Origin of the sequence: Microbacterium sp. CGR2 (assembly GCF_003626735.1) — a bacterium.
Taxonomy (GTDB): Bacteria; Actinomycetota; Actinomycetes; order Actinomycetales; family Microbacteriaceae; genus Microbacterium.
Map to the genome: position 1 here is coordinate 3,468,245 of NZ_RBHX01000001.1, position 24,461 is coordinate 3,492,705.

Annotated in this window: 21 protein-coding genes and 1 pseudogene; 6 read left to right on the top strand and 16 right to left on the bottom strand. The window is 64.5% G+C overall.

Annotated features, from left to right (window positions below):
• Nucleotides 1-77 precede the first annotated feature (77 nt).
• Nucleotides 78-791, bottom strand: a complete 714-nt coding sequence (locus D7252_RS17430) for an FCD domain-containing protein (RefSeq protein WP_308162518.1) — start codon at nucleotides 789-791, stop codon at nucleotides 78-80.
• A 237-nt stretch (nucleotides 792-1,028) separates the two neighbouring features.
• Here D7252_RS17430 and D7252_RS17435 point away from each other — a divergent pair, with 237 nt between their 5' ends.
• The 4 genes from D7252_RS17435 to D7252_RS17450 are packed head-to-tail and all read left to right on the top strand — an operon-like array spanning nucleotide 1,029 to nucleotide 5,357.
• Nucleotides 1,029-1,670 carry a DUF2291 family protein gene (locus D7252_RS17435; RefSeq protein WP_120776539.1) on the top strand — a complete coding sequence of 214 codons (642 nt, stop codon included), beginning with the start codon at nucleotides 1,029-1,031 and terminating at the stop codon, nucleotides 1,668-1,670.
• Nucleotides 1,670-3,235, top strand: coding sequence for a sugar ABC transporter ATP-binding protein (locus D7252_RS17440; RefSeq protein WP_120776540.1), 1,566 nt, complete (start codon nucleotides 1,670-1,672; stop codon nucleotides 3,233-3,235). Before D7252_RS17435 ends, D7252_RS17440 begins: the two co-directional genes overlap by 1 nt.
• Nucleotides 3,232-4,335 carry an ABC transporter permease gene (locus D7252_RS17445; protein ID WP_120776541.1) on the top strand — a complete coding sequence of 368 codons (1,104 nt, stop codon included), beginning with the start codon at nucleotides 3,232-3,234 and terminating at the stop codon, nucleotides 4,333-4,335. Before D7252_RS17440 ends, D7252_RS17445 begins: the two co-directional genes overlap by 4 nt.
• Nucleotides 4,336-4,382: 47 nt before the next feature.
• Nucleotides 4,383-5,357, top strand: coding sequence for a D-ribose ABC transporter substrate-binding protein (locus D7252_RS17450; protein WP_120776542.1), 975 nt, complete (start codon nucleotides 4,383-4,385; stop codon nucleotides 5,355-5,357).
• Between the two features lie 81 nt (nucleotides 5,358-5,438).
• Here the strand turns inward: D7252_RS17450 and D7252_RS17455 are convergent, their stop codons facing one another.
• From D7252_RS17455 to D7252_RS17480, 6 genes are read right to left on the bottom strand one after another with little or no spacing between them, the layout of a single operon-like run.
• Nucleotides 5,439-6,845 carry a nucleoside hydrolase-like domain-containing protein gene (locus tag D7252_RS17455; RefSeq protein WP_215110996.1) on the bottom strand — a complete coding sequence of 469 codons (1,407 nt, stop codon included), beginning with the start codon at nucleotides 6,843-6,845 and terminating at the stop codon, nucleotides 5,439-5,441.
• Between the two features lie 41 nt (nucleotides 6,846-6,886).
• Nucleotides 6,887-8,656 carry a glycoside hydrolase family 3 protein gene (locus D7252_RS17460; RefSeq protein WP_120776544.1) on the bottom strand — a complete coding sequence of 590 codons (1,770 nt, stop codon included), beginning with the start codon at nucleotides 8,654-8,656 and terminating at the stop codon, nucleotides 6,887-6,889.
• Nucleotides 8,653-9,528, bottom strand: a complete 876-nt coding sequence (locus tag D7252_RS17465) for an ATP-binding cassette domain-containing protein (RefSeq protein WP_120776545.1) — start codon at nucleotides 9,526-9,528, stop codon at nucleotides 8,653-8,655. The genes D7252_RS17460 and D7252_RS17465 overlap by 4 nt, the downstream gene beginning before the upstream one ends.
• Nucleotides 9,525-11,291, bottom strand: coding sequence for a dipeptide/oligopeptide/nickel ABC transporter permease/ATP-binding protein (locus D7252_RS17470; protein ID WP_120776546.1), 1,767 nt, complete (start codon nucleotides 11,289-11,291; stop codon nucleotides 9,525-9,527). The genes D7252_RS17465 and D7252_RS17470 overlap by 4 nt, the downstream gene beginning before the upstream one ends.
• A complete protein-coding gene (locus D7252_RS17475; protein ID WP_120776547.1) occupies nucleotides 11,288-12,229 on the bottom strand; it encodes an ABC transporter permease in 942 nt (313 codons plus the stop codon). The genes D7252_RS17470 and D7252_RS17475 overlap by 4 nt, the downstream gene beginning before the upstream one ends.
• A gap of 45 nt (nucleotides 12,230-12,274) precedes the next feature.
• Nucleotides 12,275-13,813, bottom strand: coding sequence for an ABC transporter substrate-binding protein (locus D7252_RS17480; protein WP_120776548.1), 1,539 nt, complete (start codon nucleotides 13,811-13,813; stop codon nucleotides 12,275-12,277).
• Between the two features lie 117 nt (nucleotides 13,814-13,930).
• On the opposite strand from D7252_RS17480, the gene D7252_RS17485 reads away from it, so the two are divergent.
• Complete coding sequence (locus D7252_RS17485) at nucleotides 13,931-14,575, top strand: TetR/AcrR family transcriptional regulator (RefSeq protein ID WP_120776549.1); 645 nt, start codon at nucleotides 13,931-13,933, stop codon at nucleotides 14,573-14,575.
• A 352-nt stretch (nucleotides 14,576-14,927) separates the two neighbouring features.
• The gene (locus D7252_RS17490) at nucleotides 14,928-15,476 is read left to right on the top strand and encodes a hypothetical protein (protein ID WP_147406766.1); all 549 of its coding nucleotides are present in this window, start codon (nucleotides 14,928-14,930) and stop codon (nucleotides 15,474-15,476) included.
• Between the two features lie 278 nt (nucleotides 15,477-15,754).
• On the opposite strand, the gene D7252_RS17495 is transcribed toward D7252_RS17490, so the two are convergent.
• From D7252_RS17495 to D7252_RS17535, 9 genes and pseudogenes are all read right to left on the bottom strand, one after another.
• Complete coding sequence (locus D7252_RS17495; protein WP_147406767.1) at nucleotides 15,755-16,111, bottom strand: hypothetical protein; 357 nt, start codon at nucleotides 16,109-16,111, stop codon at nucleotides 15,755-15,757.
• Between the two features lie 253 nt (nucleotides 16,112-16,364).
• Nucleotides 16,365-17,039 carry an SDR family NAD(P)-dependent oxidoreductase gene (locus tag D7252_RS17500; RefSeq protein ID WP_120777044.1) on the bottom strand — a complete coding sequence of 225 codons (675 nt, stop codon included), beginning with the start codon at nucleotides 17,037-17,039 and terminating at the stop codon, nucleotides 16,365-16,367.
• Nucleotides 17,040-17,053: 14 nt separating this feature from the next.
• On the bottom strand, nucleotides 17,054-18,070 hold the full coding sequence (locus D7252_RS17505) for a zinc-binding dehydrogenase (RefSeq protein WP_120776552.1): 1,017 nt from the start codon (nucleotides 18,068-18,070) through the stop codon (nucleotides 17,054-17,056).
• Nucleotides 18,067-18,927 (bottom strand): fumarylacetoacetate hydrolase family protein, encoded by an 861-nt coding sequence (locus D7252_RS17510; RefSeq protein WP_120776553.1) that lies wholly within the window; start codon nucleotides 18,925-18,927, stop codon nucleotides 18,067-18,069. The genes D7252_RS17505 and D7252_RS17510 overlap by 4 nt, the downstream gene beginning before the upstream one ends.
• The gene (locus D7252_RS17515) at nucleotides 18,866-19,855 is read right to left on the bottom strand and encodes an SMP-30/gluconolactonase/LRE family protein (protein ID WP_120776554.1); all 990 of its coding nucleotides are present in this window, start codon (nucleotides 19,853-19,855) and stop codon (nucleotides 18,866-18,868) included. The genes D7252_RS17510 and D7252_RS17515 overlap by 62 nt, the downstream gene beginning before the upstream one ends.
• Nucleotides 19,842-21,560 (bottom strand): IlvD/Edd family dehydratase, encoded by a 1,719-nt coding sequence (locus D7252_RS17520; protein WP_120776555.1) that lies wholly within the window; start codon nucleotides 21,558-21,560, stop codon nucleotides 19,842-19,844. Before D7252_RS17520 ends, D7252_RS17515 begins: the two co-directional genes overlap by 14 nt.
• Before the next feature lie 52 nt (nucleotides 21,561-21,612).
• A pseudogene (locus D7252_RS17525) lies at nucleotides 21,613-22,536 on the bottom strand (SDR family NAD(P)-dependent oxidoreductase); the annotation flags it as partial.
• Between the two features lie 159 nt (nucleotides 22,537-22,695).
• Entirely contained in the window at nucleotides 22,696-23,631 is a 936-nt protein-coding gene (locus tag D7252_RS17530; protein ID WP_120776557.1) for an alpha/beta hydrolase fold domain-containing protein, read from the bottom strand.
• A 49-nt stretch (nucleotides 23,632-23,680) separates the two neighbouring features.
• Nucleotides 23,681-24,460 carry an SDR family NAD(P)-dependent oxidoreductase gene (locus D7252_RS17535; RefSeq protein ID WP_120776558.1) on the bottom strand — a complete coding sequence of 260 codons (780 nt, stop codon included), beginning with the start codon at nucleotides 24,458-24,460 and terminating at the stop codon, nucleotides 23,681-23,683.
• Nucleotide 24,461 lies beyond the last annotated feature (1 nt).

Here is a 24,461-nt window from a genome sequence, read left to right on the forward strand (position 1 = left end):
CTCACGCTCCATAGTTTGGCAAACCGGTTGACCAATTGCAAGTACAGAGTTCTCCGCTGATGCCCCACATCGTCAGCTCAGTCGGAAAGCGGCTGACCGCTCAAGCGACGCGTCGCGGTCGACATGTGATTCGCCATGGCTGAGGCTGAGGCGTTCTCATCGGCGGCGGCGATCGCCTCCAGGACCGCAGCGTGCTCCTCGATCGCGATCAACACACTCTCGGTATCGTGAACCGCTCGGTCGGAGTACACCTGAAGCAGGGATCGAACCACGTGCAGCATGTCGACGATCGTGCCGTTCGCCGCGGATTCCGAGAGGACGTGGTGGAATCTGCTGTCTGCGACCGCAAAGGCTGCGAAATCGTGGCGCGACGAACGCATCGCCTCGAGTGCGGTGGTCAACGCGGCGATAGCTCTCTCGTCGGCCCGGGCCGCAGCGAGCCGGGCGACGTAGATCTCGAGCCCGGAGCGCAGTTCGATGAGTTCACTCGTGTTGCGCTCCCCGATCAGCAGCCCCCACCGCAACGCCTGCGGAAGCAGGTCGCTGGCCGCGCCCCGCAGGTAGGTACCCGACCCCGGGCGTACGTCCACAATTCCGAGAATCTCCAGAGCTGCGAGCGCCTCTCGCACCGCCGAGCGGCCGACTTCCAGCGTTGCAGCGAGCTGTCGCTCAGGCGGCAGACGGGTTCCCGGCGCGAGGTCTCCGCCAGTGAACAGATCGAGCAGACGTCGCGCGACCTCGGTGACCGGGGATCCCGAGGGCAGGGCGTTCAAGGAGCCCGCAATGTTCATCGTGCGATTCTCGGGATAGGCCGGCATGGATCTAAAGATAGCCTCGGCCACCGATGATTCGTCCAGGCGACGAATCATCGCCGCTCATCCCCACCACGGGAAGAGTCGACCCACCGTCGCTCCGCAAGGCTCCGCTGTGAGGTCGCGGCTCTTTCGTTGTGCTGAATCTCCTGCTACCTTTTGGTCAACCGGTTGATATCTCGACTTCCGAGCCGGTGATCTGCGAAGGAGCAGCACATGAACGCGACGGCGCATCGCCCCAGGATTCCAGCCTGGCTGCCGATCACCGTGATCATTCTCGTCGTCCTCGGCGTGGGCCTCAGCACCACCAAGTACGTCTCGATCCAGGAAGCGACCGTTGCCGCGAGCGAGGGCGAATTCGATCCGGCCGCATACGCCGATGAGAACTTCGAAACGGATGTCGTCCCGCAGATCGAGGACGAAGCGATCGACCTGGCTACGCTGCTCGAAGATCTCGCCGATGGTGGCGACGAAGCGGAGTACGGTCGTGCTCCTGGAGCCAGCAGTGCATACAGCTTCCCCGTCACCTTCACCGGTGTCGCGGGTGTCCAACAGGGCTCCATACTCCCGGTCACGGTCGAAGGCGTTCCCTCCGATGTCATCGTGCAGGTCCAGGTCGGACCGGCGATCAACGGCACCGCTCTGCGCGATGTCACAGGCACCGTGTCGTTCAATGACTTCACGAATCAGCTCGAGTTCCAGAACGTTGCGACGGTGTTCAACGAGCGCGTCCGCGACGGGATCCTGTCCGAGGTCAGCCTTCCCACCGAAGGACAGACGGTCACGGTGACCGGCGCGTTCACTCGGGTGAACCCCGCATTGGTCTCCGTCGTTCCGATCGCACTCGAGGTCGGCTGATGTCGCTGCTCATCGAGCATCGCGTGACCGATGGCGTAGTCATGACTGCTCGCGGCATCTCCAAGGTCTACGGCGCGACGCACGCGCTGAAAGGCGTCGACTTCGACATCCGCGCCGGCGCCGTCACCGTGCTCTTCGGCGAGAACGGAGCAGGAAAGTCCACGCTCATGAAGATCCTGTCCGGCGTCGAGACGCCGACCGCGGGAACGCTCACACTGAACGGCGAGGGGATCGAACTCGTCGACACCGTGGATGCTTCCCGGCGCGGTATCGCGATCATCCACCAGGAACTGAGCCTGGCACCGAACCTCAGCATCAAGGACAACATCTTCATGGGTCGCGAGTACACCCGCGCCGGACTGATCGTCGACGACAAAGCCGAGGCTGCCAAGACACGCGATCTCATGGGGCGTCTCGCAGAAGATCTCAACCCGCACACGCTTGTCGGAGACCTGCGACTCGGACAGCAGCAGATCGTCGAGATCGCGCGAGCCCTCGCCGGGGAAGCCCGAGTGCTCATCATGGACGAGCCGACGTCTGCCCTGAGCGGCAACGAGGTGGAGGTGCTCTTCTCCCTGATCCGCGAACTGACAGACGACGGCGTGGCCATCGTCTACATCTCCCACCACCTGGAGGAGGCGCTGGAGATCGCCGACCACGCGGTGGTCTTCCGCGACGGGGCATTGGTTGCGACCGGAGACCGTGCCGACATAGATCTGAACTGGGTCATCTCAAACATGGTCGGTCGAGCGGGCGACGATCTCGCGCCTGATCTGCTTGAGGAGTTCGGCGACGTCGCCCTGTCCCTGAGAGGCGTCACGATCGCCGACCCCTCTAATCCGAGCAGACTGGCCGTCGACGGACTCGATCTCGATGTGCGCGCGGGCGAGATCGTCTGCCTGTACGGGCTCATGGGCGCCGGGCGCACTGAGCTTCTCGAAGCGCTCGCGGGTCGCTCACCGATTCAACGGGGCACTGTGCTCGTGCACGGTGAGGAGATCGCCCGGCAGAGCATACGCGAACGGATCGCCTCCGGGCTCGCTCTCGTGCCCGAGGACCGGCAGCGCGACGGGCTCATTCAGACGATGTCGGTGGGCGAGAACACCGCTCTTGCCAACCTCCTCGCATTCACCCGCTTCGGATGGGTCCGTCGCGGCGCGGAACGCGAGGCGGTCGCGGCGAGTATGGCGGATGTGCGCGTCAAAGCCGCGGGTCCGAACGCGTCGATCACATCCCTGTCCGGCGGCAACCAGCAGAAGGTCGTCATCGGCAAGGCGCTGATGACCGCACCCAGGGTGATCCTCCTCGACGAGCCCTCTCGTGGAATCGATGTGGGTGCCAAAGCCGAGATCTTCGCCCTCATGGCCCGCGAAGCCCGAAGAGGCCTCGCGGTGCTCTTCGCGACGAGCGAGGTCGGCGAGGCCCTCGGAGTCTCCAACCGGATCATCGTCCTGTCCAAGGGGCACGTCGTCGGCGAGTTCGATCCACGCCAGACAAGCCGGGAAGATCTCATGATCGCCTCGGGAGAATCACACACCGACGAGCCCGCAGGGAGCGCGCAATGACCATCACCCAGAAGAACGACTCGCGGCGCGCCCGCCTGCAGAACGTCGACATCGGATCCGTGCTGCTCGAGGGACGAGCTTTCATCGCTCTCATCGTCCTCATCATCATCTTCGCCCTGCTGTCGGACTCTTTCTTGAGCTTCGGCAACCTCGTGACGATGACCAAGCACGTCGCCTACAACGCGATCCTCGCCATCGGGATGCTGTTCGTCATCCTCAAGGGCGGGATCGATCTGTCGGTCGGGTCAACAGTCGGACTATCCGGAGTCGTGGCGGGCACGATGCTGCAGGGCTGGCAGCTCACCCTGTTCGACATCGTCGTCTACCCACAGGTCTGGTTCGTCGTCGTAATCGCACTGGGAGTCGGAACGTTCGTCGGCTTCATCAACGGCATCCTCGTCACCAAGTTCAACGTCGCGCCGTTCATCGCCACCCTCGGCATGCTCTATGTCGCGCGCGGCGCAGCTCTCCTCATCTCCAATGGAACCACGTATCCGAAGCTCGGCGGAAGCGAAGAACGGGGCAATCAGGGCTTCCTTCTCATCGGGGGCGGTCGCATTCTCGGCATCCCGACAGCCATCTGGATCATGGTGGTCTTCGCGGTAATCGCCTCCTTCGTGCTGCGCAAGACTCCGTTCGGCCGCTGGGTGTACGCCACGGGCGGCAACGAGCGAGCCGCCGAGCTCTCCGGAGTCCCCGTGCGCAACGTCAAACTGCACGTCTATCTGATCAGCGGCTTCTGCGCGGCCACGACCGGCCTCATCATCTCGTCCGAGCTCACCAGCGCCGCCCCACAACTCGGTGAGACCTTCGAACTGAACGCGATCGCGGCGGTCGTCATCGGAGGCGCTGCACTCACCGGTGGTCGCGGCAACGTCCGCGGAGTACTGATCGGCGCATTCGTCATCGGCTTCCTCAGCGATGGGCTCGTACTCGTCGGGGTCTCGACCTTCTGGCAGATCGCCATCAAGGGCGCCGTCATCATCCTGGCCGTCATGCTCGACCAAGCCCAGCAACGGATCACGAGATCGAAGAACGCTGCCCTCGCGGCCGCGAACAAGCAATCCGCTCCCCCACAGACAACGCCGGTCTCGGCGTGATCCCGCTGCAACGTCCGCAGCACCCACAGCACGATCAAAGGAGAATCATGCGACGCAATATCATCGCCGCAGCAGCGGCGCTCACCCTCGCCCTCAGCCTCACCGCGTGCAGTTCCGGTGAAGGTGATGCGGGTTCCGGCGGGGACGACGGCGAAGCCGGCGGCACCATCGCCATCATCACGCCCTCGCCCGATAACCCGTTCTTCAAAGCAGAGGCAGACGCCGCCCAGGCCGAAGCCGAGAAACTCGGCTATGAGACGTCCGTCTCCTCACACGACGATGATCCCAACAAGCAGAGTGAGCTGATCGACGCCGCGATCAGCAACGGCGCGAAGGCCATCATCCTCGACAACGCCGGTGCTGATGCTTCGGTCGGTCCGATCCAGAAGGCGAAGGATGCCGGCATCCCTGTCTTCCTGATCGATCGTGAGATCAATGAGACGGGCGTGGCTGCCGCGCAGATCGTGGCGAACAACGCGCAGGGCGCAGCAGCAGTGGCCGAAGAATGGGTCGCCGCGCTGCCGGACGGCGGCAAGTACATCGAGCTCACGGGCAAGGAGTCGGACACGAACGCGGGCGTCAGATCGGAAGCGTACGCCAGCGTGATCTCCCAGTACCCGGAGCTCGTCTCGGTCGCGAAGGAGACCGCGAACTGGAGCCAGGACGAGGCATTCGCCAAGATCGAGACGCTGCTGCAGCGCGATCCTGACATTCAGGGCATCATCGCCGGCAACGACACGATGGCGCTGGGAGCCGTCGCGGCTGTGGAGGTCGCGGGACTCAGCGACAAGATCGTGATCGCCGGATTCGACGGCAGCCCGGATGCTGTGGCGGCGATCAAGAACGGAACGCTGCTCGCCAGCGGTCTTCAGCCGGCGGTGCTCATCTCGCAGCTTGCGGTTCAGCAGGCCGACAGCTTCATCCGCACGGGCGAAACCGGCGCTGACGAGAAGCAGTCGATCGACTGCGTCGTGATCAATGCTGGCAACGCCGAGAGCTACACGCTTTTCTCGCTGGAGTGACCTGAACCCAGCTCGAACGACCAAGAAGGGGCCGCCTGATGGCGGCCCCTTCTCATGTTTGGAATCGCTCGCTCGGTATGGTCACTCCACAGTCAGCACGACCCGGGCATATCCGGTCAGAGCTGGGGCTCCACCATCGACGGCTTCGATGATGATGTGGATGCTCGATCCGGCCGGCGCATCGGCGGGAATCTGGATAGTGCAGGCGCCGGGCACGACCGTGAGCTGGCACTCGGAGCCGCGATCTTGAAACGCCCGGACGGTGACGTCGTCTCCGTCCGGGTCGGTGACGGTGAACCCCAGCTCGACGTGTTCGCCGGGGGATACGGTCCTGTCCAGCGTCTCGACACTCACTCGGGGTGCATGATTGGCCGAGGCAGGATCCGACGTGACCGTCCACTGCAGGCGTGCGGCGAAGTCTCTTTGGAACGCTCCGAACCACCGGCTCGCATCGCCTGCGTCCACGATGGGCGCGCCGGGCGTCCACGGGATCGAACCGGCGCTGTCCCAGCGATGCGCATCGTCGGGGTGCGGGACCTGCCTGCCTCCCCAGCCTCCGAAGGCGGGGTCTTCTGCGTTGCGGAGACCGTTATCGATGTGCATCGCGAAGTTGGAGGAGTCGCCCTCGGATATCCAGGCTCCGGCGGCTTGAAGCGGTGCCCAAAGCTTGAATCCGCGTTCCCTCAGCGCCTCGGCCGAAGCGCCGACGACACCGAAGTAGTCCTCGTCGTCGAAGCCGGCGGCCATGTGCTTGCCGTCACCCCAGACTCGGTACGCCGCTCCGATCGCCCCCACGGATGAGACATGCTCGCGCGTCCATCCGTCAGAGAGATACTGCTGCGCGTCATCGGGGACGACGTGCCACGCGAAGTAACCCCATGCCGCGGTGGCGACGTCACGGAACTCCAGTTCCGGCCAGACGGGACGGATGTAGCTCGAAAACGTGTCGTCCTGTTCCCCATAGCTCGTGATGACCGTACGCCCGACGATGAGCGCGTAGATCTCGTCCCATTCCGGGGTCCCGCGGTACTCGTCTTCGATCGACATCAGTGCACGGGCGATCGTATTGGTGCCCCCCCATGCCTGCGCGAAGACCCTGCCCGGTGCATCGCCCAGGAGCACATCGCGGACCAGATCGGACCCGGCGGTGGGCTCTCGGGTGTCCCCGACCTCAGCGATGTTGCCCGTCGCGACAAGCGCACGCAATCGCTCAGGGGAGGGATAGCGCGGATCGTGGCGTACGAGATTCTCGTGCACGGCCTCGTAGGCGTCCAGCGCCTGATCTATGTGCATCCGTGCGCCCGGTTCGGGCCACCGGTGCGGGGCGACTCCACGCGCTGGGTCTCCCGAGTGATGGAACTGGCTCGCGGAGTAGACGAGCGCGGCGATGTCGATCTCGTTGCTGTACAGAAGCAGCCGGAGCATCGAGTTCAGGTCATCGAGTTCTGGATCTGTCGTGACGATTATGCGCGCGCGATGTGCCGACATGGCTCTCATTTCAGAAGGGATGGAAATTTGTCACGCGACGGTCACGACCGCGTCAAACGCAACCCGGCACCGACCGGGAAGACGGGATCGCCGGAGTCCGAACCTACGTCCGGCGAACTCGCCACGACGGCCGCCATGCTGCGCGGCAGTTCGAAGGGCAGCCGACCTTCGGGCGCCTGCGCGAGAGAGAGCGCATCGAAAACAGCAGTATCGGACGCGCCGAAGTCGGCGACGAGAGCGGTCACGTGAGGCAGCAGCGATGTCAGGATCGCCGGACGGCTGAGCGTGACGCACACCACGACGGGGCAGAGAGCGGCGAGGTCACGGATCTCCTCAGTCACTTCGTCTGAAAACTCGAGCGAGCCCTGCTCCATCGATGCCTCGAGGAAGAACCTGTCACGGAGCTCGAACGGAGCGGACAGGCGAACGATGGCGAGGTCGGCGTCGTTTGCCGACGCCACCGACCACCCCGCGGGCAGAGCCGATTCCTCGATACCTCGGAGATGGATCCGTCCCGGACCGGCCAGAGGCAGCACGGGGTGGCCATCGATCTCTTCGTTGACCAGCACGGTGATGGCACGCGACTGAGCCGCATGTCCGAGGGCGACGTGCTCTCGGTCCTCGAGGCCCGACAGCGGTGGAGCATCTGGCAGTCGCGCTCCGGGGAAGAGATCGAGCGTGAGCGCCACGACGCGAGTCACCGCTTCGCGGAAGCGCTCGTGCGAAATGCGTCCGTCCTCGAGGAGCCGACCGAGCTGCACCGTGTCGCTCTCACCGCCCAGTTGGTCGATGCCGGCATTGATCAGGCGCGCCATCCGCTGCTCACCGTCGAGATGCTCAACGCCCCACGCACGCGCGGGGAACGGCTTGCCGAACGGTGCCGCATCGTTGATCAGACCGAAATCCGACAGCACCACCCCTTCAAAACCCAGTTGGTCTCGGAGCAGGTCCGTGATGATCCGCTTGTTGAAGGCGAAACCCACCTCCTCGACGGGAGCGCCTCCGAGTTCGAGACCGACCGGCATCCCGTAGTACGGCATGATCGCAGCAGCCCCGAGCTCAACCGCAGTGCGGAACGGAAGAAGGTGGTCCTCGAAACGCCCTCCGGGATACACCTGCTCACGTCCATAGGAGAAATGCGGGTCTTCTCCGTCGCGCTGCGGCCCCCCGCCCGGGAAGTGCTTGACCGTGGCCGCAACAGTGCTTCCGGAAACCCGGTCGCCCTGCAACCCGATGAGGAACGCGCGCAGCAACCGCGCTGTCTTCTGCGGACTCACACCGAAGCTCTGCGCTTGACGTGCCCAGCGAGGCTCGGTCGCGAGGTCGACCTGGGGGTGGAGGGCCATGCGGATTCCGATCGCCCGGTAGTCGTCCCGCACGATACGGGCGAACGTCTCGACGAGCGCGTCGTCGTCGATGGCGCCGAGACCGATCGGCTCGGGCCACTGCGACATCCCATCCGCACGGTGAGACGCCCCGAGATTCTGCAGGAACGAGTGCCGCGGATCGGAGGAGAAGGTGATCGGCAGTCGTGTGCCGTGCGAGGTCGCGATCGCCTGAAGCGACTGGATGATGTCCGCGGCCTCCGTCGGCGACGGCATGGCGCCGAGACAAAGATGACGGATGCCGCGGTCGACGATCAGTTCCCGCGTGGACGGTCCAAGCGGACTGGGCGCGTCGGGATCGTGGTCGGGCCTGATGAAGACCATGGGATGGAAGAGCAGACCGAAGAGGTCTTCATCCGCCTGTCCGCGGATGAATTCTCGTGCGAGCGCATCCCGCGTCATCGTGCTGGCGGTGGGATTCGTCATCGGTTGTCCTCAAGGTTTTCGAGCGAGGCGTCCTGGTCGCGCACGAGCGCGTACTCCTGACGACGCCGAGCTTGCTGAACTGGGTCTGCCACCGGCGCTGCCAGAAGCAGGCGTTGTGTGTAAGGATGGGCGGGGGCTGAGGTCACGGCGTCGCCATCGCTCGACTCGACGATCTCGCCGCCGCGCATGACCGCGACGCGGTGGCATACCGCTCGTACGACATTGAGATCGTGCGAGACGAAGAGATACGCGACGCCCGTGCGTTCCTGCACTTCAAGGAGAAGGTCGAGGATCCGCTCCTGAGTGGTGAGGTCGAGGGCGGACACCGGCTCATCGCAGATGATCAGCCGCGGCTCGAGCGCAAGCGCACGAGCGATCGCGATGCGCTGACGTTGGCCACCGCTGAACTCTCGTGGCAGGCGCCTTGCCGCATCAGCAGGGAGATTCACAAGGTCCAGCAGTTCGCTCACCCGCCGCAGCGAGTCTCCTCGAGTGCCCCCGCGCGCGCGCAAGGGCTCGCTCAACGTGTCACCGACGGTCAACGACGGACTCAGCGAAGAGTACGGGTCTTGGAAGATGACCTGAATGTCGGCGGCAAGAGCGCGACGACGCGCGCGCGAGGCGTGCGAGATGTCTTCCCCGTCGAACACGATCGAGCCGCCCGTGACAGGCGCCAGCCCGAGCACCGCTCGACCGAGCGTCGACTTACCCGATCCCGATTCTCCGACCAGGCCGACTGCTTCGCCTGCGCGCACGTCGAGGTCGACGCCATGCAGTACCCGCGTCGGGGGTCTGAAAGTGCGACCGCGATATGCCACCTGCAGCCCGCGCACTGTCAACAGGCTCCCGTCAGCACTGCTGTCGTGTGTCATGATCGCTCACCGTCCTTCGTGGTTTGGAATTTCCCACGCGCAGGCACTCCATCTAGTACCGCGCCGAACAGTGAACGCGTGTAGGGATGCCTCGGCTGGCCGAAGACATCGGCGACTCGCCCGGTCTCGACGATGCTGCCGGTGCGCATCACGGACACGCGATCAGCCAAGTCGGCCACGACGCCGAAGTTGTGGGTCACCATGAGCATCGCGAGGTTGCTCTCCTGCTGGAGTCTGCGGAGGAGCTCGAGGATCTCCGCCTGCACAGTCACGTCCAGCGCCGTCGTCGGCTCGTCCGCGATGATCAGTTCTGGCTCGCCCGATACCGCCCCCGCGATCAGCACTCGCTGCGCCATTCCTCCTGAGATCTCATGGGGATAGGAGCGAAACGCTCGCCGCGGATCCCGGATCCCGACGTGCTCCAGCAGCTCAAGCGCGCGGTCTCGAGCTTTCTCGCGCGAGAGTCCGAGCGTGACGCGCATCGGTTCGACCAACTGGTCACCGATCGTGAACGACGGGTCGAGGTTCGACAGCGGCTCTTGCGGCACGTAGCCGATGCGCCTTCCCCGCATACGCGAGAAGTCGCTGTCGGAAAGCGTCGTGAGGTCCACGCCGTCGAAAAGGATCGTTCCCGACGTCGGCCGCCCGCCTGCGGGAAGAAGACCGAGGATCGTCCACGCAGTCTGCGTCTTTCCCGATCCTGACTCGCCGATCAATGCATGGATCTCGCCGCGGTGGACGGTCAGCGCGATGTCGTCGACAACGGTCTTCCAACCGCCTGAGACTCCGTAGGCGACGGAAAGACCATCCACCACCAGTAGCGGGGCCGCACCGGGTTCACCGCCATGGTCGATCGGCGAGTCTGGGCGCTCCGCGGGTGGCGTCCAAGTCGGGCGGCGCCGGTCAGTGTCGCCTGTCCGCTCGAGCTCGTCGCGGAGCGCGTTGCCGAACAGCGACAGCGCGATGCACGTGAGGCCGATGACAAGGGTCGGCCAGACCATGAGCAACGGCGCGCGACTGATGTTGTAGAACCCGTCGCTGAGGATGCCGCCCCACGTGGGGACAGCCGGATCTCCGACGCCAAGGAAGTCCAGACTCGCCTGGATGGCGATGGCGACCGCGAACAGCCCTGCCGCCAGCAGGATCACCGGTGCGCGGATAGCACTGAGCACGTGCCGGGCTACGATTCGCAGATCGCTGAGGCCTGCCACCCGAGCGGCGTCGATGTACAGCTCTTCTCGGACTCCACGAACCGCGCTATAGACGATGCGATGGAATGAAGGCGCGAGGATCATGCCGAAGATCGCCATGATCCACCAGATCGAGGGACCCAGGACGGAGCGCGCAGCAAGCAGGACGACGATGCCGGGGAGGGCCATGATCGTTCCCGAGAGCCAGCTCGACACCGTGTCGAACCATCCGCCGCGGTAGCCGGCGATGAGTCCCGTCGTCACCCCGATCGCGGCGGCCACGATCAGTGCCAGCGCTGCAGCGGCGAGACTCGTCGATGTGGCGACGAGGAGACGGGACAGTACGTCGCGGCCAGCGCTGTCAGCGCCTAGCAGGTGCTCCGACCCTGGGGGCGCGAGCACGTCGCTGATCACGCTCTGGTCAGCGGGATACGGGGTGACGAAGGGGCCGATGACGGCGACGAGCAGCAGTAGCAGCAGATAGCCGGCTGAGATGGCGCCGAGAGGGTTTCCCAGAAGGCGACGCCAGAGGGGTGTCCGCGACGGTGCGGGGACAGGGATCGACATGGTCATGACATTCGCATTCTCGGGTTCAGCCAGGCTTGGAGAAGATCGACAACGAGGTTCACGACCAGGACGAGGATGGCGGTCGCGACGAGGATTCCCATCACGAGAGGTATATCGCCGCCGACGGTGGCGCTCACCGCCGTCTGCCCGACACCTGGAAGGGAGAAGACCTGCTCTACGACCACCGCCCCACCGAAGAGCACGACGAACTGGAGGCCGAGCACGCTGAGAGCCGGGCCCGCCGCATTGCGGAGGACGTGTCGGTAGAGCACTCGGTGCCGGGGCAAGCCATGAGCGCGAAGTGTGCGCACATAGTCGAGGCGAAGCGCGTCGACCATGGATCCGCGGACCTGCTGTGCGATTGAGGCGATCGCGCCGATGGAAAGCGCGATCACGGGGAGGGTGATCGTCGAAAGCCATCCCGTCAGGGAGTCTTCTGGTCGCACGTATCCTGTCGCCGGAAGCCAGCGAAGCCAGATGCCAAAAATCAGCGCCAATATGAGTGCGACCAGGAAGCCGGGAATTGCCGCTGCCACGATGGATGACGTCTGGACTGCTCGGTCGACGGCGCCGCGACGCGATGCGGCTGCGACGCCGAGCAGCACGCCCACGATGGCGGTCAGGAGGACCGCGCCGATGGTGAGCGAGAGCGTCACTGGCAACCGTCCACTGATCGCAGCGACGACCGGCTGCCCGGAGAACCATGACCGCCCGAGGTCACCGGTGAACACGCCGCCGACCCAATCCGCGAACTGCGTGACGACGGGCCGATCAAGACCGAGTTCTTCGGCCTTGCGGGCGACGATCTCAGGGCTGGCCAGGTCGCCGACGATGCGCCGTGCGACATCGGAACTGTTGGCGTAGAGGAGGAAAAAGCCGACGACGCAGATGGTCACGACTGTGAGTAGGCCCGCTACGAGGCGTCGAAGGAGGAATGAGAGCATGGCGAGCGCGCCGGCCCGCGCGTGCGGGCCGGCGCGTTCCTTTCGTTACTTGGCGGGGCGGATGTTCCAGAGGTAGGGGACTGCGTTACCCACCTGCACTTCGACCTCGGTCGCGTCGTTGGTGAGGTACACCGATGACGGGCGGTGCGTCGGCGCGAACCAGGCCTGCTCGACAACGTAGGTGTTCAGGTCCTGAGCTGCAGCATCCGCTTCCGGCCCGTCGCCTGCGCGGATGATCCCCGCAAGTTCGTTGATGGTAGCGTCCTCCACGTGGAACGGGTTCCACGTCGAATCCGGCAGCAGGAGGAACTGAACCGTCTGCCAGACCGTCGGGTCAGTCTGGAGTAGGAACGGAGCAGCTGCCCAGGATCCGGAGAGCATCCTGCCGAAGAGGTCGTCTCCTGTCTCCTCCCAGCTGACGTTGAACCCGCCCGCCGCCAGCATCTCCTTGTTGATGGCGAAGTTCGCCTCCGGCACGAAGTTATTGCTGGGCATCACAATGTCGAGCCCATCGGGGTAGCCGGCTTCGGCGAGCAGCTCTTTGGAGCGCTCCGGATCATGCGGGTAGCGCTCATCGAGTGCCTCGTCGTACGCGGAGCTCTCGGGTCCGAAGACCTGTGTGGTCGCGGTTCCCATTCCGCCGTCGAAAGCCTCAATTGCTCCTTCGCGATCGAGCGCATAGTTGAACGCCTGACGCACGCGCACATCGGCGAACGCGGGATTGACCTCGCCAGTGCGATCGAACAGCAGGAACCCGGACCAGTTCAGCTCGAAGGCATGTGCGGTGTACCCCGCAGCTTCAGCCTCGACGGACTGCGTCGGGTTCGTCGTGTTGGTGGCATCGAGCTGCCCGCCCTTGACCGCGTTCATCAGAGCGGTCGGGTCACCGAAGACCGACATCTCGATCGAGTCGTAATGGACGTTCTCAGAGTCCCAGTAGTCGGGGTTGACGTCGAAGACATAGCTCGATCCGACGACGGAGGCGTCCTCGTCGAGGGTATAGGGACCACTGCCGACTGGTGTCGTCTGCGCGTCCTCGGCGTCGAACATGGCGGGCGACCCGACCAGTCCGGCGTTCTGCGTCAGATACACCGGAAGGGCGGGGTCTGGTGCACCGAGAGTGATGACGAGCGTGGTCTCATCGGGTGCCTCGGCCGAGGTCATTCCCGCGAGATAGGCCGCATTCTCACTAGTTCCATCCCGGAAGCGGACCAGGTAGTCGGCAGCGACCGACGCCGTGAGCTTCTCACCGTCGGAGAACGTCACGTCATCACGGAGCTTCAGTGTCAAGACGGTGCGGCTGTCATCCCATTCCCATTCGGTCGCGAGTCCTTCAACGACCGTTCCGTCCGGGTCGGCCCGCAGGATCGTGTCGTAGACCGCCTGCAGGTACGGGGACTGGTTGGCCCACGATGCCTCCCACGGCGCGAACGATGTGAGATTTGTGATGACGCCCATTCGCAAGACCGAGGGAGCCTCCTCGGCATCCCCGGCAGTACCGGAGCAACCAGCGAGGGAGAGGGCCAGAGCGGCGGCCGCGCCGATTGCAGCGGCAGCACGCGTCGAGGTGAAGCGGTGCATCATTGCACGTCCTTTCGGAAGGTGTGAGTTCCGCACATGCGGCGGTAGGTCGACCGTAACACCAAATTTCTTCAACAGCAAAGAATTTCATTTTCGTGATGTGCCTGATAAGTTCGGCGAATGGCCGGGCGACCAGGACGGCGCGGAGAATACGCCAAGACACCACGACGGCGCGAGGAGATCCTCGCCGCCGCTTTCGCTGTGTTCTCCACGACCGGCTACCTGAACAGCTCGCTCAGTCAGATCGCCAAGCAAGCCGGGATGACGATGCCGGGTCTCACGTATTACTTCCCCAGCAAGGCGGTGCTGCTGGAGACAGTCCTCGATGAGCGAGATCAGGACGCCGTCACTCACCTCGAAGGGCGGCGCGGGGTCCACCTGCTGCGAGGGCTCATCGAAATTGCAGAACGCGATGACTCCGACGTTGGGCTCACTCAGCTGTTCATCATCCTCTCCGCAGAGGCGACGCAGGGTGATCACCCCGCTCACCATTACTTCTCGAATCGTTACCGTGTGATTCTCGACAATGTTCGTCGAGCATTCGACGATGCGAGCAGGGATGGCGCGCTCCGCGAAGGAGTCGATCCGATCATCGCGGCCACGACGTATGCCGCTCTCTCAGACGGGATATCGCTGCAGCGCCTGTATACCGTCGCCCCAGCATCGCAAGCGGATCTGATCACTCAGTTCTTCGATGGGCTCCTCACCGAAGAAGCGCGACGTCAGCTGCATGCGCCTCAGGTGAACGCGGCCTCCGTCGTCTGATATCTCGACCGCGGGCCCCCGACTAATTCGATGCTCCGAGATGAGCGCACCGAACGGTGCGCCGGACCAATTGCTCGGCCAGGTATCCGAAATCCAAGGGTAGACCTCACGAACATCGGCGCGAAGTGGGGCTATAGACGCCCGTCGCCCCTGAGACGGCCTCGGAATCGTTGCAACTTCACATCGGAACTGCAACGGACCAGAGGCACTATTGGGAGCTGCTCGATGCGGTTCAATTCACCCTGACAGCGCTCACCGCAGAACGCGGGGCGGAAGAGCTCGCCCCCATTGACGCCGAGGTCGACTCCCCGGAAGTCCTGCGCAGTTCGCTGTGTTCGCGTGGGGCCTCGCAATGACTGCCTTCCTCGCGATAATCTCGCCGCTTGCGTTCGCCGACTGGACTCTCGCGACGGACCGCTCACATCGCACCGCGTCCGGAATACCTCACGTGCTGCTGCGCAACGGGTGGTACATCGAGAACTACGCACCCGACGTCGAGCGCGCCCGCCAATCCGGTGTGATCGCTGCCGCCGTGGGCGAATCCCGCGTCGCCGCCGCCGCACGAGCTGACTACGCCGAAGCTGCCGCCATTGCAATCACCGACGGCACCTACCTCGGAAGAACACTCGAGCTGGTCGGTGACACCGCCTTCTCTTACGCCGACCTTGCGTCAACGGTGGGTGAACTGCTCGGTCGCGACGTCACTTACCAGCCGCTGAGGTCCGCGCAGTTCATCGCGGCGCTACGTGGTGCCGGACTCGACGAGGACACTGCCGGTTTCGTCGCGGGGCTCGATACCGGCATCGCCGAAGGGGCGCTCGATTCGGCAGACCTCACGTTGGCGGAGATGCTCGACCGGCCGACCACCCCGCTCATCGACGGGCTTCGCGCGGTCAGCTAGAACCTGCGGGCGCGGGGCGGGACCGGGGCGGACAAGTTGCGGATGGTGCTGGAGCCACCGCATGATCGCTCGCTCTCCGCGCCCGTAGGCAATCCGGCTACCTGTGCGTTACGCCACCACGATTCGGACATGACGAAGGCCCCGCATCCCAATGTTTCTAAGGGGATTCGGGGCCTTCGTGGTGGCGGTGATGGTGAAGATTTGAACGCGGTGAAACCCGATGTCACAGTCGTCCATGAACGCATTTCGCTGGCCCCGCACCGGCCGACCACACGGGGTCAGAACTCGACAAGTTCGCCCGCAGGGGCCGCCGAGCGTTCTTCCCTATTCCGCAGATAGCTCTCGAAGTCGGCTTCCGAGTCATAGGTGTTCGGATGCCCGTCACCCCACAGCTCATACTTTGCCTCGACGCGGCCGGGCGGAGAATACGACCAGATCCACTCCTCGCCCCGTGCGTGCGCCCAGACCGCCGAATTCACAGCCGCACGGGCGAAGTTGACGGCGGCGATGACGGAGTCGACGAATGCGCTCCAATACCGCTGGTCAGAGGTGGGGCCATCGCCCGCCTCGTCCCACGCGCGGTCCCTATCGGTGTAGAGAACGCGCTGCGCAGAGAAAGGGACGAGCAGGGCCACCGAAGCAGCGGGTAAGGCTGCGGGGATTCGGAAGTGAATGGAGGCGTATTCTTCATTCTCGTTGGTAAGCACCAAGAACAGAAGATGCACGCACGTGTGGACCCAGCTAATCGTGCTCGCGAGCGCACGCACGCGATTTTCGGTGCCAGCATCGACGCTGCTCGAAGACTCGGATCTGCTGCAGAGGACCCATCTCGGTGAGACTGGGTGAACTCGCGGCTTCCGCGGTCTAATGGACGTTTCTTGAGGCTAGTCAGTATGTGGCCCGACCTCCACTGATGTCATACACCGCGCCAGTGGAAAACGAGACACGTTCCGATGCCAGCCAGGCGACGAGTTCCGCCACCTCTTCCGCTCGCCCCACCCGCTTCATGGGAATGAGACTCGTGATGTGAGCGAGCACATCGGGCGCGGTCGTGTCGTTCATCGGCGTCGAGATCACTGCCGGGGCGATCGCATTCACCAGCACGCCAGTCGTCGCGAGCTCCTTGCCGACAGACTTCGTGAGCGCGATCACCGCGGCCTTGGATGCAGAGTATGCCGCCAGGTTCGGGTTACCGTCCTTCCCTGCCATGCTCGCGAAGTTCACGACACGTCCCCATCCCGCAGCCACCATGCCCGGAACGAACGCCTGAATGGTGTTCACCACCCCGACGACGTTGACCTCGAACGTGCGGCGCCACGCATCCAACTGGACCTCGGCCAGCGGAACGTTCGGGCCGACGATCCCGGCAGAGTTGATAAGGATGTCGACAGTCCCGACCTCCGCAGCGACGCTGGCCGTCGCGGTGGCGTCCGTGACATCGATATGGAAGTCGACGTCGCCGAGAAGGTCGAGGGTGATGACCTCGATCCCGTCTTCGCGAAGGCGCTGGGCTGCTGCGGCACCGAGGCCACTGGCGGCTCCGGTGATGATGGCTTTTCTCATCGGTTTCTCCGAGTTCATTGGGCGGTCGTGTCGATATGGATCTTCGGGCCCGGGCCGCTGTCGCTCGGGCGACGGCCGGCGAGGACCTGAGGCAGGTCCTCGAGAAAGATCGTGGAGGCGACGAGGGGTCGCGGATCGACCGATCCGTCAGCGAACGCCGCGATGGTCGGGTCGAGTCCTGCGGACGCACCGAGAATGCCCACAGCTGTGACGTCCTTCAGCGCGATCGTTCTCGTGTCGACGAAGCTGGGACTGCCCGCGAGGCCGACGTGCACCACTCGGCGCCCAGGTTCGACGAGCTCGAGTGCTCGCGCCGGAAGGTCGGGAGCGTTGGAGGCGTCGATGACCGCATGCCAGGGCTTGTCGGGCAGTTCCTCGGCGGTCCAGACTCCGTCCCATTCGAGGGAGCGGGCGAAATCGAGTGAGCGCCCCGCCCGCCCCATGAGGTGGACCTCCGCGCCCGCAGCGCGAGCGAACATGGCGCAGAGTAGACCGATGGTTCCCGGTCCGAGGATGAGGGCGCGCTCTCCGGATCGGAGCTGCGCGGCGTCGACTGATCGCCAGGCGTTGCCGCCTGGCTCGACCATCGCCCCCGCGGCGTCGTCGACGGAGGCTGGAAGCGTGTGCAGCGACGTGACAGGCACCGCGACCTGTTCAGCGAGCGCACCGGGCATCCCACCTCTCACGCCCAGTTCGAATCGGAACGCGCACACGTGGTGGAAGCCGTTGCGGCATCGTTCACAGATGCCGCAACCGATCATGGTGTCGCCGGTGACGCGGCGACCGATCCAGGACGGATCGACGTCGGAAGCGACCGAGGCGACCGTGCCCATCCACTCATGTCCGATGCGCAGGGGGTATGCGGCGTTGCCGTCGTGGAGGTACTGCATCTCGCCACTGAAGAGTTCCATGTCGGTCCCACAGATGCCGGCACGCTGCACGTCGACCACGACCTCGCCGGCGCTGGGAACGGGCGATGCGACGTCCTCGATGCTCGCCCTCCCGGGGCCCGTGACGACGAGCACCTTCATCGGGGAGCCACGACCGTCTGCTTCTGCGCACCCAGTCCGTCAATGCCGAGCGTCATCACGTCGCCGGGCTGGAGCCAGATCGGCGGGGTGAATCCGAGGCCGACTCCGGGCGGGGTTCCGGTATTGATGAGGTCACCGGGCTCGAGGACCATGAACTGACTGATGTAGTGGACGATGAAGTACGGGTCGAAGATCATGGTCGAAGTTGATCCGGTCTGCCGACGCACGCCGTTGACATCGAGCCACATGCCGAGATCGCGGACATCATCGATCTCATCCGTTGTCGCCAGCCACGGACCCGCGGGGTTGAAGGTCTCTGCGGACTTCCCCTTGAGCCACTGCCCACCGCGCTCCATCTGGAACGCGCGCTCGCTGACGTCGTTGACGAGCACCCATCCGGCGATGTGCTCGCGCGCCTCATTCACAGATTCGAGGTAACTGGTGCGCTTGCTGATCACGATGCCCAGTTCGACTTCCCAGTCTGGTTTCGTCGCCCCTCGGGGGATCCTGACGTCGTCGTTCGGACCGACCAGCGTGTTCGGGGACTTCGTGAAGAGAATCGGCTCCTCAGGCACTGCCTGGCCCGACTCCGCGGCATGGTCAGCGTAGTTCAACCCGACGCAGATGATCTGGTGAGGTCGCGCGATCGGGGATCCGATCCGCTCGCCGTCGAACTCGTGTGTTTCGCCGGCAGCCGCGCGTTCAGCGACGATCATCTCGATCCGCTCGAGTCCACCTGAGCCGAAGAACTCCTCGTCATAATCGTGCACGACATCCGAAAGGTCGACGTAGCGATCATCGCTCACGAGGGCGACGGGTTGTTCCGACCCCACTGGGCCGATACGCATGATCTTCATTCTGGTCCTTTCGAAGAATGTGGTCGTTCGCCGTTCCACAGCGCGGAGGCGACGCGGTGATCCCGGTGTCGGTCGTGAACAGGCTGCCTGAGAGGGGGAAGCGGTCGAGTTGGGACTTGGTGAGGCCCTCGCGTGCGGTCGTGATGACCAGCGTGTCGAGATCGGGCCCTGCGAAGGCCACGCTCGAGACGTGCGGTACGGGCACGTCTACTCGTGCGACTGGGATGCCGTCGGGCGAGATACGGATGACCGTTCCGAGGCCCCACACGGCAACCCAGAGGCATCCTTCGGCATCGACGGTCGCCCCGTCGGGGTATCCGTCCTCGAACGTGAAGAAGAGCCGCCGCTCTCCCACTTCGCCGTTCGGCTCATAGGAGCGCACATAGATCTTCTGTGCGAGGGTGTCTACCGAGTAGAGAAGCAGCCCGTCTGCAGTCCAGGCGATGCCGTTCGACAGCGACAGGTCATCGTCGAACGTGGTGACGCGCTCCTCTGCGTCGATTCGCACCAACGACTCATTGCCTGGGCCTTTCGTACCGACGACGAAGCGCCCGGCAGGGTCGGGCTTGCCGTCGTTGAAGCGTCTGCCCTCGCCGTGCATGAGTTCTCCGCCGGGAACGCGCACACCCTCGGTGTTGAAGTAGTGCAGGCGAGTGGACCCGGCCACGACCATGGAGCCTGTCGCAGAGATGGCCACTGTGCCGGCGGTATCCGCAACGGTGACGAGGCGGCTGACCGATCCGATGCGCCCATCTCCTGCCAATCGTCCGTCGTAGACCGCACCAGCTTCGATGTCGACCCAGAGCAGTCGTTCACGGATCGGATCCCAGACCGGGCCCTCGGCCAGGTGATAAGTGTCGCGGGTAGCGACCTGCGCGGTCCCGCATGTGGGAAGGGCCGCGTAGGCGGACGATTCAGTGCGATTCACGTGACGCCGCCGATCCGGAACCACCGACGAGGAAATCGAGGTCGGCCCCCTGATCCGCCTGCAGGACGTGATCGACGTAAAGGCGTTCCCACCCGCGTCGAGGGTTGGCGTAGCCGGCGACGGTGTCCTCATTCGGTCGCCGCGTCGCGAGCTCGTCCGCGGGCACGTCCAGGTCGAGTCGGCGTGCCCGCACGTCGAGGCTGATCCAGTCGCCCGTTCTCACGAGCGAAAGCGGCCCACCGGCTGCAGCCTCGGGTGTGACGTGGAGGACGACGGTGCCGTACGCGGTGCCCGACATGCGTCCGTCGCAGATTCGCACGATGTCTCGGATGCCTCGCTCGAGAAGCTTCTTCGGAAGCGGCATGTTCGATACCTCGGGCATGCCGGGGTACCCCTTCGGTCCACACCCCCGCAGCACCATGATGCTGTTCTCATCGATATCCAACTCCGGGTCGTCCACCCGCTCATGGAAGTCCTCGATGTTGTGGAAGACCACGGCACGGCCGCGATGCTTGAGGAGGTGCGGCGACGCCGCGGCGGGTTTGATGATGGCGCCGCCGGGGGCCAGCGATCCCCGGAGAACGCTGATGCCCGCCGCCGCGATGAGAGGCTCGGCTCGCGGCGCGATCACGTCGGGATCCCACACCTGCGCATCCTCGAGGTAGTCCACGAATGGCCGGCCCGTGATGGTCAGCGCATCGGGGTCGAGAAGATCACCGACCTCTTTCATCACGGCGAGAAATCCGCCTGCGCGGTAGAGATCGTCCATCAGGTACGTGCCCGCCGGCTGAAGATTCACCAGGAGAGGTACCTCCGCGCCGATTCGGTCGAAGTCATCCACCGAGAGGTCGACGCCGAGTCGGCCGGCGATCGCCAGCAGGTGCACTACCGCGTTCGTCGACCCGCCGATAGCTGCAAGGGCGACGATCGCGTTGTGGAAGCTGCCCTTCGTGAGGAAAGTCGAGGGACGCCGGTCTTCCGTCACGAGCTGCACGGCCAGCCGACCCGTCTCATGCGCGGCAGCCAGGAGACGGGCATCCGGCGCAGGTGTCCCCGCAATCCCGGGAATGACGACGCCAAGGGCTTCGGCCACCAGCGCCATGGTGGACGCCGTGCCCATGGTGTTGCAATGCCCCTTCGATCGAATCATCGACGACTCTGAGCTGAGGAACGCGGCCTCGGAAAGAGTGCCGGCGCGGACCTCTTCGCTCAGCCGCCAGACATCCGTGCCGCAGCCGAGCGCCTCGTTCCGGAAGTGCCCGGTCAGCATCGGCCCGCCCGGCACCACCACGGCAGGAAGGTCGACGGATGCCGCGGCCATCAGCAGCGACGGGATCGTCTTGTCGCAGCCGCCGAGCAGCACAGTGCCGTCGATCGGATTCGCACGCAGCATCTCTTCCGTCGCCATCGCCGCCATGTTGCGCCACAGCATGGCAGTCGGTCGCACCTGAGTCTCGCCGAGCGAGACCACCGGGAGTTCCAGCGGGATGCCTCCCGCTTCGTAGATGCCGTTCTTCACCGATTGTGCGACCTCGGTCAGGTGCGAGTTGCAGGGCGTGAGGTCGGACGCGGTGTTCGCGATCGCTATCTGGGAACGCCCTTCGAATGCGCTCGACGGCACCCCTCGTCGCATCCACGCGCGGTGGATGTAGGCGTTGCGGTCATCGCCGTCGTACCACTCCGAGCTTCTGAGTTCCGTTGTCATGCGTGCCATTCCTGAGATCGACGGGTGAGGTGCAAGAGCTATCTGCCGATGACTACCCGGCGGCTGATCGGGTGGAGTCCTTCACGGACTGACTCGCAATCCATTGCAGATCGGGCGTGTGCCCGAGTTCCAGCGTCTTGAAGAACAGACGCTCCTCGCGGGGCTGGCTCTGCTCGAACACGTCGAGAAGAGCACCCGTCGAATCCGTGTCGCCGATGATCTGATCCCAGTTGTCCACGACATCCTCGGCGGTGACGTCCGGGTTGAAGTAGCCCCGAGTTCCGGCGAGGAACACACGAGCCATACGTCCGCCGCCGGCCGTGAACGCCTCCCCGCTGGTTCGGGCCGACTCATGAAGCAGCGGGGCGATCGCCATCGCGACTTTCTCGGGCTGAAGGGGGGCCCGCATGAACGTGATGAGCTCGGTTTCTTCTCCGCCTGCACTCGCGTTCACCGTTTCGGTGAACGCCCACGGCATGAGGGTGTTGGCGACGATCCCGTGCTCTGCTCCGGCCGCGGCGATCTGCCGTGCTGCCGCGAAAACGGCGAGCTTCGAGACGGCGTAGTCGAGTTCGTAGCCGGTGGGTCCGTACCAGAATCCGGTTCCGACGGCCGAAGAAGTGAACAGGATGCGTCCATAGCCTTGTCGGACCATATGCGGCCAGGCGGCACGGTTGAGCTGAAGGGAACCACGAACGTTGATGTCGAAATACAGGTCCATGCCGGTTGCCGGAGCGTTCTCAACCAGCTCGGAGCCGTCGACGACACGTCCGACGGGCACACCTGCGTTGTGGATCACGATATCGATGCGGCCGAACTCGGCGATGGTCCCCTCGACGAGCGCCCTTGCAGCGTCATCGTCGCCGATGCGCCCTCCGATCGCGAGAGCTGTTCCTCCCGCGGCCCGGATCTCGTCGCGAAGAGCCTCCGCGCGACTGAGACTGTTCGGGAGATCGTTGATCACCACGATCGCGCCTCGAGAGGCAAGGAACGCGCGTGTGCCGCGCCGATACCGATCCCCGCGCCCGTCACGATCGCCACTCGTCCGTCAAATCGAAGTTCGTCAATCATTTGTCGATCCTTTCTTGGGTTCGTGTTGTATTCAGGCCGGAGGGCGCACGATGCGGGGGTCTCGTCAGCGAGGCGCGGAGGGGCGAACCCCTCGCGCAAGTGTGTTGAGCGACTCCTCCACCTCGGGTAGCGAAGGGAATCGGTTGAGATGCCCGTGCAGCATGCCTCTCGAGAGATAAGTACTCACCGGAACGCCTGCATCCACGAGTTGCTGGTGAAGACGCTCACCGGACGGCCGAAGATCGTCGTATTCCGAGAGCACGATGGTTGTCGGCGGCAGCCCATCGAGGGTCGCAGCGCCGGGGAGCGCGGCGGGTGGAATGTCGGTGAGTCGTCCGACGTAGCTCTGCACCATTCCCGCGATCGCGGGTTCTGAGAACCGCACCAGGGGTGGCAGTCCCGCCATCATCTCCGTGAGTTCCGCACTTGGAGCCGGAACAGGGAAGTGGACGAAGGGGTAGGCCAGCAGGAGGGCGTCCGCGGCTCGCCCAGTCTCGTCCTTGACCCGGAGTGCGCCGCTCAGGGCGAGAGCGGCTCCGGCGCTGGCGCCCCCTATAGCGAGGGGCAAATCATCTCCGACCTGTTCAATCAGGTACTGCCACCCCGTTACGACGTCATCGACCGGCGCCGGATAGACGATCCCGTCGCCAGCCAAGCGGTAATCGACGGAAACGACCATGACTGACCCGCGGTCTGCCAACTCGGCGGCGACGACGTGCGCTTCCGGCATGTTGATGTCGCCACTTGTGAATCCGCCCCCATGCATCCAGAGCAACCCCCCCGTGAGGCGCCCAGCTGGTCGGTACGTCCTGACTGTGACGTTCAGGTCTCCGCTCGGAAGGGTGACGGTGTCGATCGTCACCCTTCCCGGCTCCTCCCAGCTTCCGTCTTCGGAGGAGAACTCGACCACTCGGCCGGCCTTTTCGGGGTCGGCGAGGTCAGAGAAATCGAGACCCTCGATGAGGTCGACTTTCGCGGCGAAATACGGATCGAGAGGCAAGAGTAGTGCTCCTTGTTCGAGGGATGCGGGGAGGTTGTGAATGACGCGATCAGCCGACGAACTTGCGGAGGTCGGGATAGCCGCTGGTTGCCCACCCGCCATCGACGACCAGGTTGTCGCCCGTGATGTAAGACGCGTCGTCGCTCGCAAGGAACAGCGCCGCGGCCGCCACTTCTTCGGGCCTGGCTGCCCGGTTCATGGGGATTCGCCCGAGGAAGGCGTCCAGCACGACGGGCGACTGCATCATCGCCGCGGTCAGAGGTGTGTCCACCAGCCCCGGGGAGATTGCATTGACGCGGATGCCGTGCTCTGCGAGCTCGAGCGCAGCTTGTTTTGTGAGCATTACGGCGGCCGCTTTCGACGCTGAGTATCCGGCGCCGAACTGCAGCGGAACGAGAGAGTTCAGGGAAGCGACATTCACGATGGCCCCGGGCTTACCCAGTTGGAGGAGCTTCCTGGCAATGAGTTGGGTGCCGAGGAAGACGCTGTGCAGGTTGAGCCGGATGGTGAAGTCCCAATCCGCGTACGTCATCGTAGTGAGCGGAGCTGCCTTCGAGCCGCCGGCGACGTTGAACAGCAGATCAAGCGTTCCGTACTCATCCACCGCCCGCTCGATCGCGGCCTCGAATGAGGCTTCGTCGGTGACGTCCGCACGATGACCAATGACGGACTCACCGAATGTCGTCGTCGCGGCGGCAACAGCGTCCGAGTTGATGTCCACGGCCACAACACGCGCGCCCTCAGCGACGAGTCTGCTGGTGATCTGTGCTCCGATCCCGGAGACACCTCCCGTCACCACGGCCACTTTGTCTGCAAATCGTTCTGACATG